Raw genomic sequence first — 13,489 nt, 5'->3', positions numbered from 1 at the left:
GTTACTCTTGGATTACCTCTGGCTCATTACTTTCTTGTTCAGCTAGTTTTTCGCGCTCAGCTTTTGACACATAACCAGGTTTGTTGCTTTTATGTAGTTTAGCGTTAGTGCGTTTATCTTTCTTTTGAAATTTAGTGACGATTTTTTTACGACGGTTCACAATTAAATACCCTGTTAATTTTAAGTCGCGCATTATACATTCATCCTCATAAAAGCTGCTATATAAATATTCAGCTTAAGTTACCTGTGTGTTTAGCGTAAAGAGCTATAAGTAAGCGCTTCATAGCGTTATAATTACCGCTCTTAGTTATTAATTAAATGGGAATTGTTTTGAAAAAGTTAGCTTTAGCCAGTATTGCTTTATTTGCGTTTGGTGCTCATGCGCAGTTAAATAAAAATATTGATAGCGTTGCCGATTACGCAGTAAATACCTACCAAAATGCTCAAATACACACACTAACTAACTTAGTGGCTTTTCCGACCGTTAATAAAAGCGACATTACAGCCCCTCAAAATCCCGATTTTATTGGCTTTAAAGCACTGTTAAAAATGAAAGCCGCAGAGCTTGGTTTTGACTACCAAGATTTAGGTTATACCGTATTAATAGGTATGGGCGAGCAAAACGAAAAAGTAACGGTAGTAACGCACGGCGACGTGCAACCTGCTAATGCTAGCAAATGGAAACAAAGCCCTTTTATTATTGATACGTCTGAACCTGGTAAATTAGTTGGTCGTGGTACTGAGGATGATAAAGGCGCAATAGCGACAGCGCTTTACGCCATGAAGGCAATTAAAGATAAAGGCATAACGCTTAATAACCGTATTGAGCTGATGATTTATCTTGCTGAGGAGTCTGATTGGGGTCCGCTAACTAAATTTATGAAAACGTATGAGCAACCAAAATATGCAGTAACGATTGATGCATCATATCCTGTAGTGGTTGCCGAGAAAGGCTGGAGCTTAATTGCTCCTACCTTTAATGCAACATCGCCACAAACGGGTTTATATGTAAAGGATGTAACTGGCGGTGCGTTTAGAAGCCAAATTCCAGAAGACGCCAGCTTAGTACTTCACAATGCAGACGCTGCACTTATTAATACATTAAAAGCAAAAGCCAAAACATTAAATAAAGTTGAGTTTAACTTTAGTGAAAAAAGTAATGGTTTAGCAATAAGCGTTAAAGGTATGTCGGCGCATTCATCAGAGCCGGAGTCGGGTATAAATGCGATTGCGTATTTAGCTGAGTTATTTAAAGGCGTGGAGCTTGAAAATAACAGTGACGGCGAGCTAATCGACTTTGTAAATCAGTTAATTGGTTTAGATATTCACGGTAAACAGTTTGGCGAAATAGCCTATAAGCACGACTTTATGGGCCCGATGACAGTGGCACCAACTGTTATTGAGCGCGATGGTAATGCGCTAACACTTGCTGTAAATGCACGTCGCCCTATGGGTAAAGACGAAGCTGTATTACAAAAGCAAATTGATGATGCGCTCGCTAATTGGCAAGCCACTAACAATGTAACGCTTGCCAACATAGAAACAATCATTGGCACACCTATGCTGCTTGATAGCGCGCCGCATGCGCAAAAGCTGCTTGATATTTTTAAGCATTTTACGGGCGACGAAAAAGCTGACTTTGTATCAATAGGTGGTGGCACTAACGCAAAGCTGTTTGATAATGCGGTATCGTTTGGTCCTTCAATGCCGGGTAAGCGCTACACAGGTCACTCAGAGCATGAATTTATGACACTTGAGCAACTTGAGCTTAATTTACGTATGTACACAGCGATGATGATAGAGCTAGGTAATATGTAACCTAAAGTTATTTAGAAAATGCCGCCTTGTTTAACTGAACTGACCCAGCAAGGCGGCTTTTTTGTGTTTATTAAAATTGGGCTACAAAGCTAAGATTATATACATCATAGTTATCATTATCAGTGTAATTAGCTGTGAAGTAGTAGCTATCATTAATAAAGTACTTACCTTCAATAACTAAATCAGAGTCGTTTGAGCCAATACCGACTGCAACATGTTTATTAAAGTAATAGTTTGCGAGCACATTAAAAACTGAGTCGTCGCCAACATCTAGTTAGTCAACATTTATAGCAAAATAACTGTCATCGTAAAGATGGGCAAAGTAACGTGATGATAGGTCCCATGACTCTGTTTCATCATCTGTTTCATCATCTGTTTCAACAGTAAAACCAATGTAGTCGGTGTCATTGATTTCATGATTATATTGAGCTTTAAATAAATAAACTGTATCGCTATATTCATAATCTAACATACGAACAGATACTTTTAGTGAATCAGCAAATAAGTAACCTAAACCAAGTGAATAGTTGTCGGCATCACCAATATTAGGTAGTTCAAAAGTTGCAAAAGCATTGCCGTAAAAGCCTTCTCCAAAAATACCTTTTCCACTATAACCATCTGAATTAAAATAATTTAAGCCTATATTACTATCTGTATCCAAGTAGCCATAATCATCCCACACACCTGAGTTTTGCTGTTCCTCAAAGTAATAGTGAGTTGATAACCCGTACACATCATCACTGTAATAATCAGAATCAATTTTTGCGTAGTTTATAGAGTTAAACCATTGTTTTGATTCTGACTGCTCGACGTTTGCAGACGCTGTACAGCTAAGTGCGAGTAAAGTGAGTGGCATTAAAAAGCGCATAAGTATCCCTTCTTATAATTAAGTAAATTTGTTACTAGAATGGGTATTATATTTATGAGGTTTTATAAGGCAATTAAATGATTGTAATAAAGTGTTTGGGTATTGTAGATTTTCCTAATTAAAAACGTAGGTTACCTCAGGCAAGTTTTCAAAGCTTGGTTTGGCAAATAAATACCCTTGCATAAGCTCAACACCTGCGTTTTTAAGCCATGTATATTCTTCTACTGTTTCAATCCCTTCAGCCAGTGCGATAATATTTAAATCGCGAAACATATTTAAGCAATGAGTTACTATTAATTGGCGTTTTTTGTCGTTGCTTATATCGCGTATTAGCGCCATATCCAGCTTAATAATATCTGTTTGAAAGTCAGCCAGCAGATTTAAACCAGAATAACCTGCACCAAAGTCATCAGTGGCGGTTTTAAATCCGAGAGACTGATAGTAATCAACAACGCGCTTTATGTGTGCGGTGTCTTCTATTTTTTCTACTTCAGTAAATTCAAACATAATATTTTGAATTGGGAAGTTATACTTTTTTGCAGCTTCTAGCGTGGTGCGTATACATCGCTCTGGTTTATAAATAGCATTAGGTAAAAAGTTAATGCTTAGCATTGATGTTATGCCCAGCTTTGAGGCTAATTGAATGGCTTTAATGCGGCAAAGCTGATCAAATGCATAGCGGTTGTCTTCATTTACTTTTGAAATGATTGAATAAGCAGACTCGCCATTTAAACCTCTAACCAGCGCTTCATAGCCATAAATAAGATTAGTTTTACAGTTTATAATCGGTTGAAAAGCCATAGAAAAATCAAATTCGAGATAGTTAGCGTCAGCACAGTTACTACACGTAACTTTTTCACAATCTTTTGATTTTTCGCTCATTTAGCTCATCCTCTTATGTTTATTTGTTTAGGTTAGTTGAGATTAGATTCTAACACAAATAGATTAAAGTATTGTTTTTTATGTTTTTATACATGATAAATAACTATGCAATTAAATGAAAAGTGATGACTAATGTCAGATCACTTAGTGACATTTAGCAGGTGTGTACGTTGCTTATTAAAACAATAATAGCGACATACATTACTTGGAGAATATAAATGAGCAATACAGTGACATTAGGCAAAAAAATTAAAGGATATTTACTTATTTTAACTTTGCTAAGCGTTATAAATTTACTAACTTCGCCTAGTTATATATGGGTAGTATGGCCAGCAATTGGGATGGGAATAGGGCTTGTAGTGAGTACTTTGAGTAGGAATAAACCTAAAAATACTTCTTTATAATAAGCAAGCCAAGTAATTACTTACTTGGCTTTTTTAGTAAGGAACTGTCTAAACAGTTAAGTCTAAATAGTTAAGTCTAAATATTTAAAATGCTGATTGAAGTGTCGCATCTAGTGATATTTCGGTATTTAAGAGCTTGGAAATAGGGCAGCTCTTTTTGGTTTGCTCACATAAGGCTTGAAACTGCTCGTTTTGAATATCATCAATACGCGCTTTTACCTCAAGAGCAATATGCGTTACTGAAAAACCGTCATCTACTTTATCAAGGTTTACAGTGGCTTTAGTATCAATTTTATCTGCGGTAAAGCCTGCATCACCTAATGCAAGCGAAAGCGCCATACTAAAACATGCACTGTGCGCTGCACCTACTAATTCTTCAGGGTTTGAGCCTGCCTTATCTTCAAAGCGGGTATTAAAACCATAAGGTTGTTTGTTAAGCGCGCCACTTTGAGTTGATATGCTACCTTTGCCTGTTTTAATATCGCCAGACCATGTTGAACTAGCCGTTTTTTTAATAGTCATCATCTTCTCCTTGCTTGAGTGTAAGCTTTTCAGGTTAGCTAAGCGTTATTTACAAAATAAACTTATATAAAGCCTTAAAAGCACTAATTACTGATGATGTTGCAAAATAGACGTCAGTTAATTGTTACTCTTATTTATTACGCCTGCAGCGCTCTGAACAGAAAATAACGTTATCCCAGTCGCGCTGCCATTTTTTACGCCACGTAAAAGGTTTATTACAAATAGGGCATATTTTTTGAGGTAAGTTTAGTTTTTTGTGCGCCATGCTTACTCAGCCTTACTGTTACTTTTAGTATCCGTTTTACTTTTTGTTCGAGTAACTTTTTGAGTACCCCCAACGTGCTTTTTAAGAATCCTCCCTATGGCGCGTTTAACATCGGCTCGCTCACGGTATTGCCATAAGCGCTCGCGTGCTTCTTTTGAGGCCGCTGTTAAATCAAGCATGGGTTCGGGATAATCCTCCCCTAACTTAAAGTCGTTAAAGAGTGCTTCCATTGGAGTTTGCTCCCAAGGCTGATGTAAATATTCAATAGGGAGTTTTTCAAGCTCCGGGCACCACTTTTTAATAAATGAACCTGTTGGATCTTGATCTTCTGATTGTTTAATTGGGTTGTAGTGCCTAATGGTGTTTATGCCTGTTACCGAGGCTTGCATTTGAATTTGCGGGTAGTGAATGCCAGGCTCAAAATCTAAAAAGTAATTAGCGAGAGGAAAGCTTGCTTGCTGCCAGCTTATATTTAAATGATGCGTTACAAAGCTTACAAGCATGGCGCGCATTCTAAAGTTTATGTAACCGGTGGCTTTTAAGCAGCGCATGCAAGCGTCAATAATGGGAATACCTGTTTGACCCTGTGCCCAGCGTTCAATATCGTTTTTCACATGTTCATCATCGCGATACGGAAATACATGGTAGCCTGGATTAAGGGCTAAAAATTCCATAGAGCACTCGCTCTCAAACTTTTGCATAAAATGGCAGTGCCAATGCAAGCGCGATACAAACGCTGCTAGTGGGCGTTTCCAGCCTCTTTTATCAGGGTGTTTTGAATGATATTCATCAATGGCCATTTGATACACTTGCCTAAGGCTAATATTCCCCCACGCTAAGTACGGCGAAAGTCGGGAGCAATGTGTTTGGCTTAAACTTGGGCTCGATATTCCTTTTTGATAACCTTTACCGCGCTCGGCAAAAAAGCTCTGCATTACAGTTCGCGCATGCAGCGGGCCACCTTGTTGAAAGCTGTCGTGATCTTGCGTGTAAGCGCTTGGCAGCTCAGGTGCTTGATAGTTATTGAGGGTAATTGTTTTTATACTCTTCCAATTAGGAACTGCAATAGGTGCTTGCATTGTTTGCTGCCAGCGTTCGTTCCAATTATTACGATTTTTTTTGCCGCGAATAACCGCGCCTGTTTGCGACTCTTGCCAATTAATATGGTTATGCTGGCACCATGCTTTTATTGCTTTATCGCGCTCAAAGGTGTTGTTTAAGCCTATTTCTTGATGGCTAAAAATACTAACTATTTCAAACTGTGCCTTTAACGATTCAAGTAAATCGTTCATATTTAAATTAAAGATATAAACACAGGCGTTAAAACGCGCTAGCTGATTATTTAACTCAACTATTGATTGATACACAAAGCGCCAGTGCCGCTCATTGTAGTGTGCATCTTCGAGCAATAATGGCTCAAAGTTATAAAGTAATAGGGTAGGTAAGCCATTACTGAATGCATTTTTTAATGGTTGATGATCGCTAAGACGCAAATCACGTTTAAACCACACGATGTTTATTTTCATATAATTTGTTTATTGCTTTAAATAGAGATAAAAATTAGCTTGTTATTTAACTGAGTCAGCCAAACCTATACGTAACTAACTTGAATTAAGATTTAGTTTTAATGTATTAAAAGGAAAAGTATGTTTTTAGATTTAACTGTAAATAAAGAGCTTAATGTTTATTCGTATTTAGTTGGCGGGATCAGCCCTCGGCCTATCGCATGGATAAGTACATTAAGTAGCGACGGTGTGGCTAATATTGCTCCTTACTCATTTTTTACAGTAGCGAGTTGTAACCCACCAGTATTGAGTGTGACGCAAGTAAATCCACGCGATAAACTAAGCAAAGATACATTAATTAACTTATTAGCGACTAAAGAATGTGTGATTAACATTGTGAGTCATGAGCAGGTTGAAAAAATGAATCAAAGCTGTGCTAATTATCCTAGTGATGTTAGTGAGTTTGATGCTGCAAATATAACTAAAATTGATAGCCAAATGGTCGCAGTGCCGAGTGTTGCTGATTCAAAAGTACGCTATGAGTGTAAGCTACGTGAAGTTATTACTATTTCAAGCGAGCCTGGCGGCGGACAAATGATGTTGTTAGACATAGTGGGTATTTGTGTTGACGATGAAGTGTTTGTTGACGGTTATATTGACCCAACACTTTTAGATGCGGTAGGTAGAATGGGTGGAGATTACTATGCAACCACTAAAGACAAATTTATACTTAAACGACCACAAATCTAGTTTTATGTTTATTCTTCCTTAGTTTGTGCACAATGTTTGCACTTTTACTTGTTAACTTTGTTTTATTAAACGTTAAAGTAAAGGTTCAAGCATTGAAAACACTTTTTAAAACAAAAGCCTCTAATGTAACTAAGTTATTTGCGTTAAGTGCGCTTTGTATCGCTTTAAGCGCATGTAACAGCGATTCTACAAGTACTACAACAGACGGCGAGACAGTCAGTAATAGTGCTTCAACGGTTGACGCCGGTATTGACCAAACTGTTAATGCGGGCGATACCGTTTATTTAATTTCAACAGTTGAAGATGATGGCGAAGTATCCGTTAGCTGGTCACAAACATCAGGCACTACCGTTAGCTTATCTTCAAGTACTGCAACGTCTACTGAGTTTGTTGCACCTGAAGTTTTAACCGATGAAGCACTTGTATTTGAAATCAGTGCAGATGACGGCACAAACGATGTCGTTGTAGATACCGTTATAGTTAATGTTATTGCTTCATCAGACTCAGACTCAGGCTCAGATAGTGGTGCAGTTGATAATAGTGCAAAACTTACCAGCTGGTTAATTAACAACGATACAACCTCCACTTATATACAAAACAATGGCGCAGTGGTTGAAGATGTTCAATCAGTTGAGGTTGTTACTGTTTCTGAGGAAGATGCTGACGTTGAATACATGTATGTGCAAACAACTGACATTCCTAAATATGGCGTAACGCTTACACAAGACCAAGTAGACGCGTTAAATAACCGCCCGCGTGCAGCTACCGATTTTTATAACGGTGTAACCTCAGCAGCAGTAGGGCAAACCATTTCGTTTGGTGAAGATATTGGCTATAACAGCAGCACTGAAAACTGTGATGACACAGGCGGCGCAGGCTATTGGCCTCCAGGACCAGGTTGCCCGACAGAACAAACAGTTGAGGCGTATTTTCCGATAACACCTACCGATTTATCTGACACTGAAACGTGTGAAACAGGTTTAGGTACAGTTGGCTTAATGGTTAATGGCACCAGTATATTTAACTGGGGCGATGGTATGAGCTACGGTAATAATATTTGGTATACATTAGCGCCCATTGCTGAGCAATACGATGTTGATGTGTGTGGCGGACATGCTGCTAACGGTGAATATCATCACCATTTTTATACTAGTTGCTTAGCTGATTTACTTGAAGATGATGGCGATGCGCATTCACCTATTTATGGGTTTGCAGCTGATGGCTATCCGCTTTATGGTCCTTATGAAAGTAACGGTCAACTTGCATTAAGCGGCTGGGAAATGCGTGATTATGGCGCGTCAGAAAGTGAAGGTGGTTGTGGTACTGAAGGTGAGCGAAGCTGTACTTTAGTCGATCAATACGATGTTAGCCAAGGCACACAAACAAGTGATGCAGGTCCTGCTATTGGCGCAGAAGTAACGACGCTCTCTGGTAATACATTAAATGCCGACGATGGTTATTACTTTGAAGATTTCTACTACGCACAAAAAACAGTAACCGGTGCTCAATTAGATGAGCATAACGGCCACGATACTAACGATGGCAAGGGTTATCACTACCATATAACACTAACGTTAGACAGTGATGGTAAATTACAGCCTTCTTTTCCTTATCAAATAGGGCCTCGTTTTAAAGGTCAATTAGCCGATAATTCAATTGGTCGCTGTGATACGGGCGAAACAATGGGTCCACCACCGGGAATGTAAGGAGTAACTATGCGTTATTTTAAATACGCATTGATCCTAACTACTGCTGTGCTATTGAGCTTTAAGCTCTTTGCGCAGCAGGAAATGATGGATCATAGCCATATGCCTATAGCAGTGCCAAGTGATACGCCAATCCGGGCATTAAGCCTTAAGTTATTAAAAGATAGTATGTCGGGTTATAACTTAATTTTAGATACTCAGCGCTATGATTTATCTGTACCCCCTGAGGGCGCAATGAACATGCAGCAAATGATGAGCGTTACTACAAACGATGACACGGGCTTTTTACAAGGTCATGCTCATTTATATATAAATGGGGTTAAAATACAGCGAATTTACGGACATGCATTGCATTTACCTGCTAACTTATTTAAAAGTGGTATAAATACCGTATCGGTTACTTTAAATAATCATGGTCATATGTATTGGACCGCTCAGGGCAAAAAAATAGTTGCTACGCTGTATGTTAACGATCAAACCAAAGAGTTTATAACATACCGATTTGAAAGCTTTCCTAGCAAGGTTGAAAACACGCATTAATGAAAATTCATAATAAACTTTTTTTAATACTATTTAGTTTTACCTTTAGTGTTATTGCAGGGCTAGTAGTACTTATACAATGGAGTATAGGGCAAGGCGTAATTGATTTTGTTAATGCAAAAGAAGTAAAAGCGCTTGAACCACTTGTTGTGCAACTTGCAAAGCAATACGAAAAAACCCCCTCATGGGAACGTGTTGTTGGCAATGGCGAAAATTTTAGAAAACTTGTTGAATCTCAGCTAGAAAATAGCCAGTTTTTACCTAGGCCACCAGAAGGTCCAGGCCCCAGAGGGGGAATGATGCGACGGCCGCCACCCGATCATATTCGTTTAGGGGGAGAGCGCCGCCTACCACCTGAAAATATTGCTCACTACGCTTTGCTTGATGAAAATAAGCAGCGAGTAGTGGGTAGATACCTCAGCGATTTAAAATATATAACAACCCCAATTACAGTGAGCGATAAAACAGTGGGTTACTTAGCTGTATCTAAAAGAGATAGCTTGGTTGATGGTTATGAGCTTGATTTTTTACAACAGCAAACTAACTATTTATGGTTTATTGCATTAGCTGCGGTACTGCTTACGTTACTTGTTACCTTTTTATTATCTCGCCACTTAGTTAGCCCTGTAAAGCAAATTGCAAATGGTATGCATCGCTTAACACAAGGGAATTACGAGACCAAACTTACGCTTGAGCGAAAAGACGAATTAGGCCAATTAAGCGAAGATTTTAATACGCTTGCATTTACACTCGCTAAAGACGAGCAAGTACGTAAACGCTGGCTTGCTAATATTTCTCATGAGCTTAGGACGCCAATGAGCATTTTACTCGGTGAACTTGAAGCTATGCTACTTGGCATACGCGAACCGAATACAAAAAATATAAGTTCGGCTAACGATGAAGCTTTGCATTTAAAACGCTTAATAGACGACTTACATATGCTCAACAGCGCAGAGTTAGGGGGAATGCACTACACTATGCAACCTACTGACATGGCGTTACTATTAAGCACTGTAGAGCAAAAGTATCAGGCTATACTTGAACAACATAATATAAAAATTTATCTACTAAATAGCGCTAAACATATAACTGTACAAGCAGATAAAACGCGCCTTTTACAGCTACTCGATAATATTTTAATGAACGCGGTACATTATGCTCAATGCACAACTATTTCATTAACGGCTAGTAATATAAGCATTAAAGGGCAAACCTACTTAGAGCTTATAATTGAAGATAATGGCGTAGGTGTAGATCAGTCGCATTTATCGCATTTGTTTGAGTATTTATATCGAGTAGATAGCTCGCGTAATCGTCAAGAGGGCGGTTCAGGCTTAGGTTTGTCTATTTGTCAGCATATAGTTAAAGGACACAAAGGTGAAATAGCCGCTGAAAAAGCCAGTTTAGGCGGCCTTGCTATTATTATTAGGCTACCAACTATTTAGCTTTAGTTGATTCACAAAAAATACGTAACTTGAACTTTGTTTGATATGGTATTTTTATCCTAATTTTGGATTACTAATAACAGAGAACTCTATGAGCGAACAAATACTGATTGTAGAAGATGAAGTAAAGCTAGCTAACTTAATGAGTGACTTTTTAAGTAGCCATCATTTTGTTACTCATCAAATACATCACGGAAATGAAGTATTACCTTGGCTTGAAATTAACAGGCCGAGCGTAATTTTGCTCGACATAATGCTACCAGGTCAAAGTGGTATTGAATTGTGTAAAGCAATCAGGCGCTTTTCAAATGTGCCTATTATTATGGTATCGGCAAAAGTAGAAGAAATAGATAGATTACTTGGGCTTGAATTAGGCGCAGATGATTATATTTGTAAGCCGTTTAGTTATGCTGAGCTGGTGGCGCGAGTTAAAGCTATTTTGAGGCGCCTCAATAGCGAAGAGCCAAAAGCAACGGTTATGCAACTTGATGAAAGCACCTACACTGTAAAATTTAAAACCAGTTGTATTGAGCTTACTAACTTTGAGTTTCAGTTATTTAAACCTTTGTTTAATAACCCTAACCGTATTTATTCGCGCGATAGCTTAATGGATACAATGTACGCCGATCAGCGTATTGTAAGCCACCGTACTATTGATAGCCATATTAAAAAGTTGCGTAAAAAACTAGATGAAGTGACACAAACTGAAAGTGTTATTCAGTCTGTTTATGGGGTTGGCTACCGATTTGTGCACCCGCAGTAAGAGGTATTAGTAAGCTATGACGATGAGCTATTCATCATCGTCAGCATTTTTAATTCGCTCTAAGCGGTCAAACTCTTCGTATTCGGCAGCTTGAATTTCATCAAGAATAGAATCTACATCGGCAAGTTCGTCACTGTCTTCAAATTCACCTGTAAGCGTTGAATTAGGCGTTAAATTGGCCTCTTCAAATAATGCCCACATTTCTTTAGCGTATTGAGTTTTTAGTATGCTTGGCGCAAATTCACCATAGTAGCGGCGTATGTTATTTACATCGCGTGCAAACATAGCTTGTGCACTGTTATTTGCTGAAGCGTTAACTGCTTGCGGTAAATCTATAATTACAGGGCCGTTATTATCTACAAGTACATTAAATTCAGATAAATCGCCGTGTATTATACCTGCGCAAAGCATAAGCTTAATGTAATGCATCATGAGTTTATGCTGCTCAATCGCTTGCTCTTCACTAAAAACGACATGTCCAAGTTGAGGGGCTACGTTACCATTCTCGTCCGACACAAGCTCCATAAGCAGCACGCCATCAATACAAAAGTAAGTATCAGGAACACGTACACCCACGCCAGCTAAACGAGATAACGCATCAACTTCGGCATTTTGCCAAATCTCTTCTTCTAATTGACGGCCATAGCTAGAACGTTTACCCATAGCACGCGCTTGGCGTCCACCACGTACTTTTCGGCCTTCTTGGTATTGTGCCGCTTTTTTAAAGCTACGTTTAACCGCGTCTTTATACACTTTCGCACAGCGAATGTGCTCACCACAGCGGACAATAAATACATCGGCTTCTTTACCGCTCATTAGTCGGCTTATAACTTCGTCAATAAGGCCATCATCAACAAGGGGTTGTAGGCGTTTAGGTATTTTCACAGATTGCCTGCTAAGTAGGGTTGGTTATTAATCATTATTTATGGAAGTGCTCTGTATTTGTTTGTTTAATTGGCTCAAGCAGTATATCAGCTTTGAGAATTAAGGGCAGTAACACTACTGCCTGAGAGTAATTAATCGTATTATTTTATTAGCTTATATATTGATTGCAAAGCAATCAACCAGAACTTTTTAAATAAGTATTTAGATTACTATTTTTTATTAAAATAATTTATTACTTCCTCATTATTTGCACATTGTTTGCGTTTTTAAAGCGTAAGCTTAGTTTAATTCTTAAATACGAGGTTATTACTATGAAGCATTTTTCAACTCTTGCCACTGTGGCAATATTATCTATTGCTTTTTCAGCTAATGTAGCTGCTCGAGGCGGTGACAATCCTCCTGAAAAACCTGACTTCTCAACTATTGATACTGATGGTGATGGCGTAATTAGCTTTGAAGAGTTTAGTGCTAAAAAACCGCCACACGGCGATGCACAAACAATTTTTGATTCTATAGATGCCGATGGTAATGGCGAAATTAGTGAACAAGAACTTAGCGATCATAAACCACCTCGTCGTGAACGCTGAAAGGATACTAAAATGATTAATAGTATTAACAGTAGTTCTGCGAGTTTTATGTCGCAACAAAGTAGTCAGGCTGCAAAACTAACAACAGAGCAAAGCGATTTTGTTAAAGAAACGCTTGCAGAGTTTGACGCTGAAAACTTAACCGAAGAAAACGCGCAAAGTATTCAAGCGGCATTTAAAGAACAAGGTATTGAACCAACAAAAGAGCTTGCTGATTTAATGAGCGAACTTGAGTTTGATGCTAAAAGCATTGGTGATGCAGGACGAGTGGAAGGCCAAAGACCGCCACCGCCGCCACAGAACTCATTAGAATCAGTAGATACAGACGAAGTAGTCAGCTACTTAGATGAGCTATTAACTGAGTATTCAAGCCAGTTGTCTGATGAAGATAAAGAATCAATCCTTGCATCAGTGCAAGAGAAGTTTGGTTTAAGTGAAGGCGATTCACTGCTAAATGTAACTGCTTAGGTGTTATAACTTAGAGTAAAGCTGACTGTTACTCGAAAGTCTTAAGTCCAAAGCCCAACGGTTAACTCTGTTGGGCTTTTT

17 protein-coding genes are annotated in these 13,489 nt (G+C 38.6%); 9 read left to right on the top strand and 8 right to left on the bottom strand.

The features are described from left to right. Position 1: 1 nt before the first annotated feature. Positions 2-193, bottom strand: a complete 192-nt coding sequence (locus I6F45_RS07410; RefSeq protein WP_008169531.1) for a DUF2986 domain-containing protein — start codon at positions 191-193, stop codon at positions 2-4. 137 nt (positions 194-330) lie between these two features. On the opposite strand from I6F45_RS07410, the gene I6F45_RS07405 reads away from it, so the two are divergent. Next, positions 331-1,818: a dipeptidase gene (locus I6F45_RS07405; RefSeq protein WP_197141165.1), complete on the top strand. Its 1,488-nt coding sequence runs from the start codon at positions 331-333 to the stop codon at positions 1,816-1,818. Between the two features lie 70 nt (positions 1,819-1,888). Here the strand turns inward: I6F45_RS07405 and I6F45_RS21335 are convergent, their stop codons facing one another. The 3 genes from I6F45_RS21335 to I6F45_RS07395 form a co-directional block, all read right to left on the bottom strand. After that, positions 1,889-2,062, bottom strand: coding sequence for a hypothetical protein (locus I6F45_RS21335; RefSeq protein ID WP_231609628.1), 174 nt, complete (start codon positions 2,060-2,062; stop codon positions 1,889-1,891). 30 nt (positions 2,063-2,092) lie between these two features. After that, a complete protein-coding gene (locus I6F45_RS07400; protein ID WP_231609627.1) occupies positions 2,093-2,686 on the bottom strand; it encodes a putative porin in 594 nt (197 codons plus the stop codon). A gap of 114 nt (positions 2,687-2,800) precedes the next feature. Beyond that, positions 2,801-3,568 carry an EAL domain-containing protein gene (locus tag I6F45_RS07395; protein ID WP_197160105.1) on the bottom strand — a complete coding sequence of 256 codons (768 nt, stop codon included), beginning with the start codon at positions 3,566-3,568 and terminating at the stop codon, positions 2,801-2,803. 218 nt (positions 3,569-3,786) lie between these two features. Here I6F45_RS07395 and I6F45_RS07390 point away from each other — a divergent pair, with 218 nt between their 5' ends. Next, positions 3,787-3,972, top strand: coding sequence for a 2TM domain-containing protein (locus I6F45_RS07390; RefSeq protein ID WP_010555348.1), 186 nt, complete (start codon positions 3,787-3,789; stop codon positions 3,970-3,972). A gap of 84 nt (positions 3,973-4,056) precedes the next feature. Here the strand turns inward: I6F45_RS07390 and I6F45_RS07385 are convergent, their stop codons facing one another. The 3 genes from I6F45_RS07385 to I6F45_RS07375 all read right to left on the bottom strand — a co-directional run bounded on the left by I6F45_RS07385 (position 4,057) and on the right by I6F45_RS07375 (position 6,285). After that, positions 4,057-4,494 carry an OsmC family protein gene (locus tag I6F45_RS07385; protein ID WP_197141163.1) on the bottom strand — a complete coding sequence of 146 codons (438 nt, stop codon included), beginning with the start codon at positions 4,492-4,494 and terminating at the stop codon, positions 4,057-4,059. Between the two features lie 130 nt (positions 4,495-4,624). Then, complete coding sequence (locus tag I6F45_RS07380) at positions 4,625-4,759, bottom strand: DUF2256 domain-containing protein (protein WP_076916399.1); 135 nt, start codon at positions 4,757-4,759, stop codon at positions 4,625-4,627. A gap of 2 nt (positions 4,760-4,761) precedes the next feature. Continuing rightward, positions 4,762-6,285 (bottom strand): cryptochrome/deoxyribodipyrimidine photo-lyase family protein, encoded by a 1,524-nt coding sequence (locus tag I6F45_RS07375; RefSeq protein WP_197141161.1) that lies wholly within the window; start codon positions 6,283-6,285, stop codon positions 4,762-4,764. A gap of 120 nt (positions 6,286-6,405) precedes the next feature. Here I6F45_RS07375 and I6F45_RS07370 point away from each other — a divergent pair, with 120 nt between their 5' ends. From I6F45_RS07370 to I6F45_RS07350, 5 genes are all read left to right on the top strand, one after another. Then, positions 6,406-7,014 (top strand): flavin reductase family protein, encoded by a 609-nt coding sequence (locus I6F45_RS07370; RefSeq protein WP_165741098.1) that lies wholly within the window; start codon positions 6,406-6,408, stop codon positions 7,012-7,014. A 32-nt stretch (positions 7,015-7,046) separates the two neighbouring features. Further along, entirely contained in the window at positions 7,047-8,720 is a 1,674-nt protein-coding gene (locus tag I6F45_RS07365) for a YHYH protein (protein ID WP_197141157.1), read from the top strand. Positions 8,721-8,729: 9 nt separating this feature from the next. Then, positions 8,730-9,260 carry a hypothetical protein gene (locus I6F45_RS07360; RefSeq protein ID WP_197160104.1) on the top strand — a complete coding sequence of 177 codons (531 nt, stop codon included), beginning with the start codon at positions 8,730-8,732 and terminating at the stop codon, positions 9,258-9,260. Further along, positions 9,260-10,705, top strand: a complete 1,446-nt coding sequence (locus I6F45_RS07355) for an ATP-binding protein (protein ID WP_165741100.1) — start codon at positions 9,260-9,262, stop codon at positions 10,703-10,705. The genes I6F45_RS07360 and I6F45_RS07355 overlap by 1 nt, the downstream gene beginning before the upstream one ends. A gap of 91 nt (positions 10,706-10,796) precedes the next feature. Continuing rightward, positions 10,797-11,468: a response regulator gene (locus I6F45_RS07350; RefSeq protein WP_197141155.1), complete on the top strand. Its 672-nt coding sequence runs from the start codon at positions 10,797-10,799 to the stop codon at positions 11,466-11,468. 27 nt (positions 11,469-11,495) lie between these two features. Here the strand turns inward: I6F45_RS07350 and I6F45_RS07345 are convergent, their stop codons facing one another. Continuing rightward, complete coding sequence (locus I6F45_RS07345; protein WP_010555357.1) at positions 11,496-12,353, bottom strand: PA4780 family RIO1-like protein kinase; 858 nt, start codon at positions 12,351-12,353, stop codon at positions 11,496-11,498. A gap of 311 nt (positions 12,354-12,664) precedes the next feature. On the opposite strand from I6F45_RS07345, the gene I6F45_RS07340 reads away from it, so the two are divergent. Beyond that, complete coding sequence (locus tag I6F45_RS07340; protein ID WP_007581281.1) at positions 12,665-12,940, top strand: EF-hand domain-containing protein; 276 nt, start codon at positions 12,665-12,667, stop codon at positions 12,938-12,940. A gap of 12 nt (positions 12,941-12,952) precedes the next feature. After that, the gene (locus tag I6F45_RS07335) at positions 12,953-13,408 is read left to right on the top strand and encodes a hypothetical protein (RefSeq protein ID WP_165729023.1); all 456 of its coding nucleotides are present in this window, start codon (positions 12,953-12,955) and stop codon (positions 13,406-13,408) included. Positions 13,409-13,489: the final 81 nt, after the last annotated feature.

The sequence above is a fragment of the Pseudoalteromonas sp. SWYJZ19 genome (genome assembly GCF_015864375.1).
GTDB lineage: Bacteria > Pseudomonadota > Gammaproteobacteria > Enterobacterales > Alteromonadaceae > Pseudoalteromonas > Pseudoalteromonas arctica.
Note: the sequence above shows the minus strand (reverse complement) of the source record. Positions and strands in the feature narration are given on the sequence as shown.

Coding starts and splice junctions, on each gene's coding strand:
- I6F45_RS07410 (WP_008169531.1), bottom strand. CDS start 193: ATGCGCGACTTAAAATTAACAGGGTATTTAATTGTGAACCGTCGTAAA.
- I6F45_RS07400 (WP_231609627.1), bottom strand. CDS start 2,686: ATGCGCTTTTTAATGCCACTCACTTTACTCGCACTTAGCTGTACAGCG.
- I6F45_RS07395 (WP_197160105.1), bottom strand. CDS start 3,568: ATGAGCGAAAAATCAAAAGATTGTGAAAAAGTTACGTGTAGTAACTGT.
- I6F45_RS07390 (WP_010555348.1), top strand. CDS start 3,787: ATGAGCAATACAGTGACATTAGGCAAAAAAATTAAAGGATATTTACTT.
- I6F45_RS07385 (WP_197141163.1), bottom strand. CDS start 4,494: ATGACTATTAAAAAAACGGCTAGTTCAACATGGTCTGGCGATATTAAA.
- I6F45_RS07380 (WP_076916399.1), bottom strand. CDS start 4,759: ATGGCGCACAAAAAACTAAACTTACCTCAAAAAATATGCCCTATTTGT.
- I6F45_RS07375 (WP_197141161.1), bottom strand. CDS start 6,285: ATGAAAATAAACATCGTGTGGTTTAAACGTGATTTGCGTCTTAGCGAT.
- I6F45_RS07370 (WP_165741098.1), top strand. CDS start 6,406: ATGTTTTTAGATTTAACTGTAAATAAAGAGCTTAATGTTTATTCGTAT.
- I6F45_RS07365 (WP_197141157.1), top strand. CDS start 7,047: ATGTTTGCACTTTTACTTGTTAACTTTGTTTTATTAAACGTTAAAGTA.
- I6F45_RS07360 (WP_197160104.1), top strand. CDS start 8,730: ATGCGTTATTTTAAATACGCATTGATCCTAACTACTGCTGTGCTATTG.
- I6F45_RS07355 (WP_165741100.1), top strand. CDS start 9,260: ATGAAAATTCATAATAAACTTTTTTTAATACTATTTAGTTTTACCTTT.
- I6F45_RS07350 (WP_197141155.1), top strand. CDS start 10,797: ATGAGCGAACAAATACTGATTGTAGAAGATGAAGTAAAGCTAGCTAAC.
- I6F45_RS07340 (WP_007581281.1), top strand. CDS start 12,665: ATGAAGCATTTTTCAACTCTTGCCACTGTGGCAATATTATCTATTGCT.
- I6F45_RS07335 (WP_165729023.1), top strand. CDS start 12,953: ATGATTAATAGTATTAACAGTAGTTCTGCGAGTTTTATGTCGCAACAA.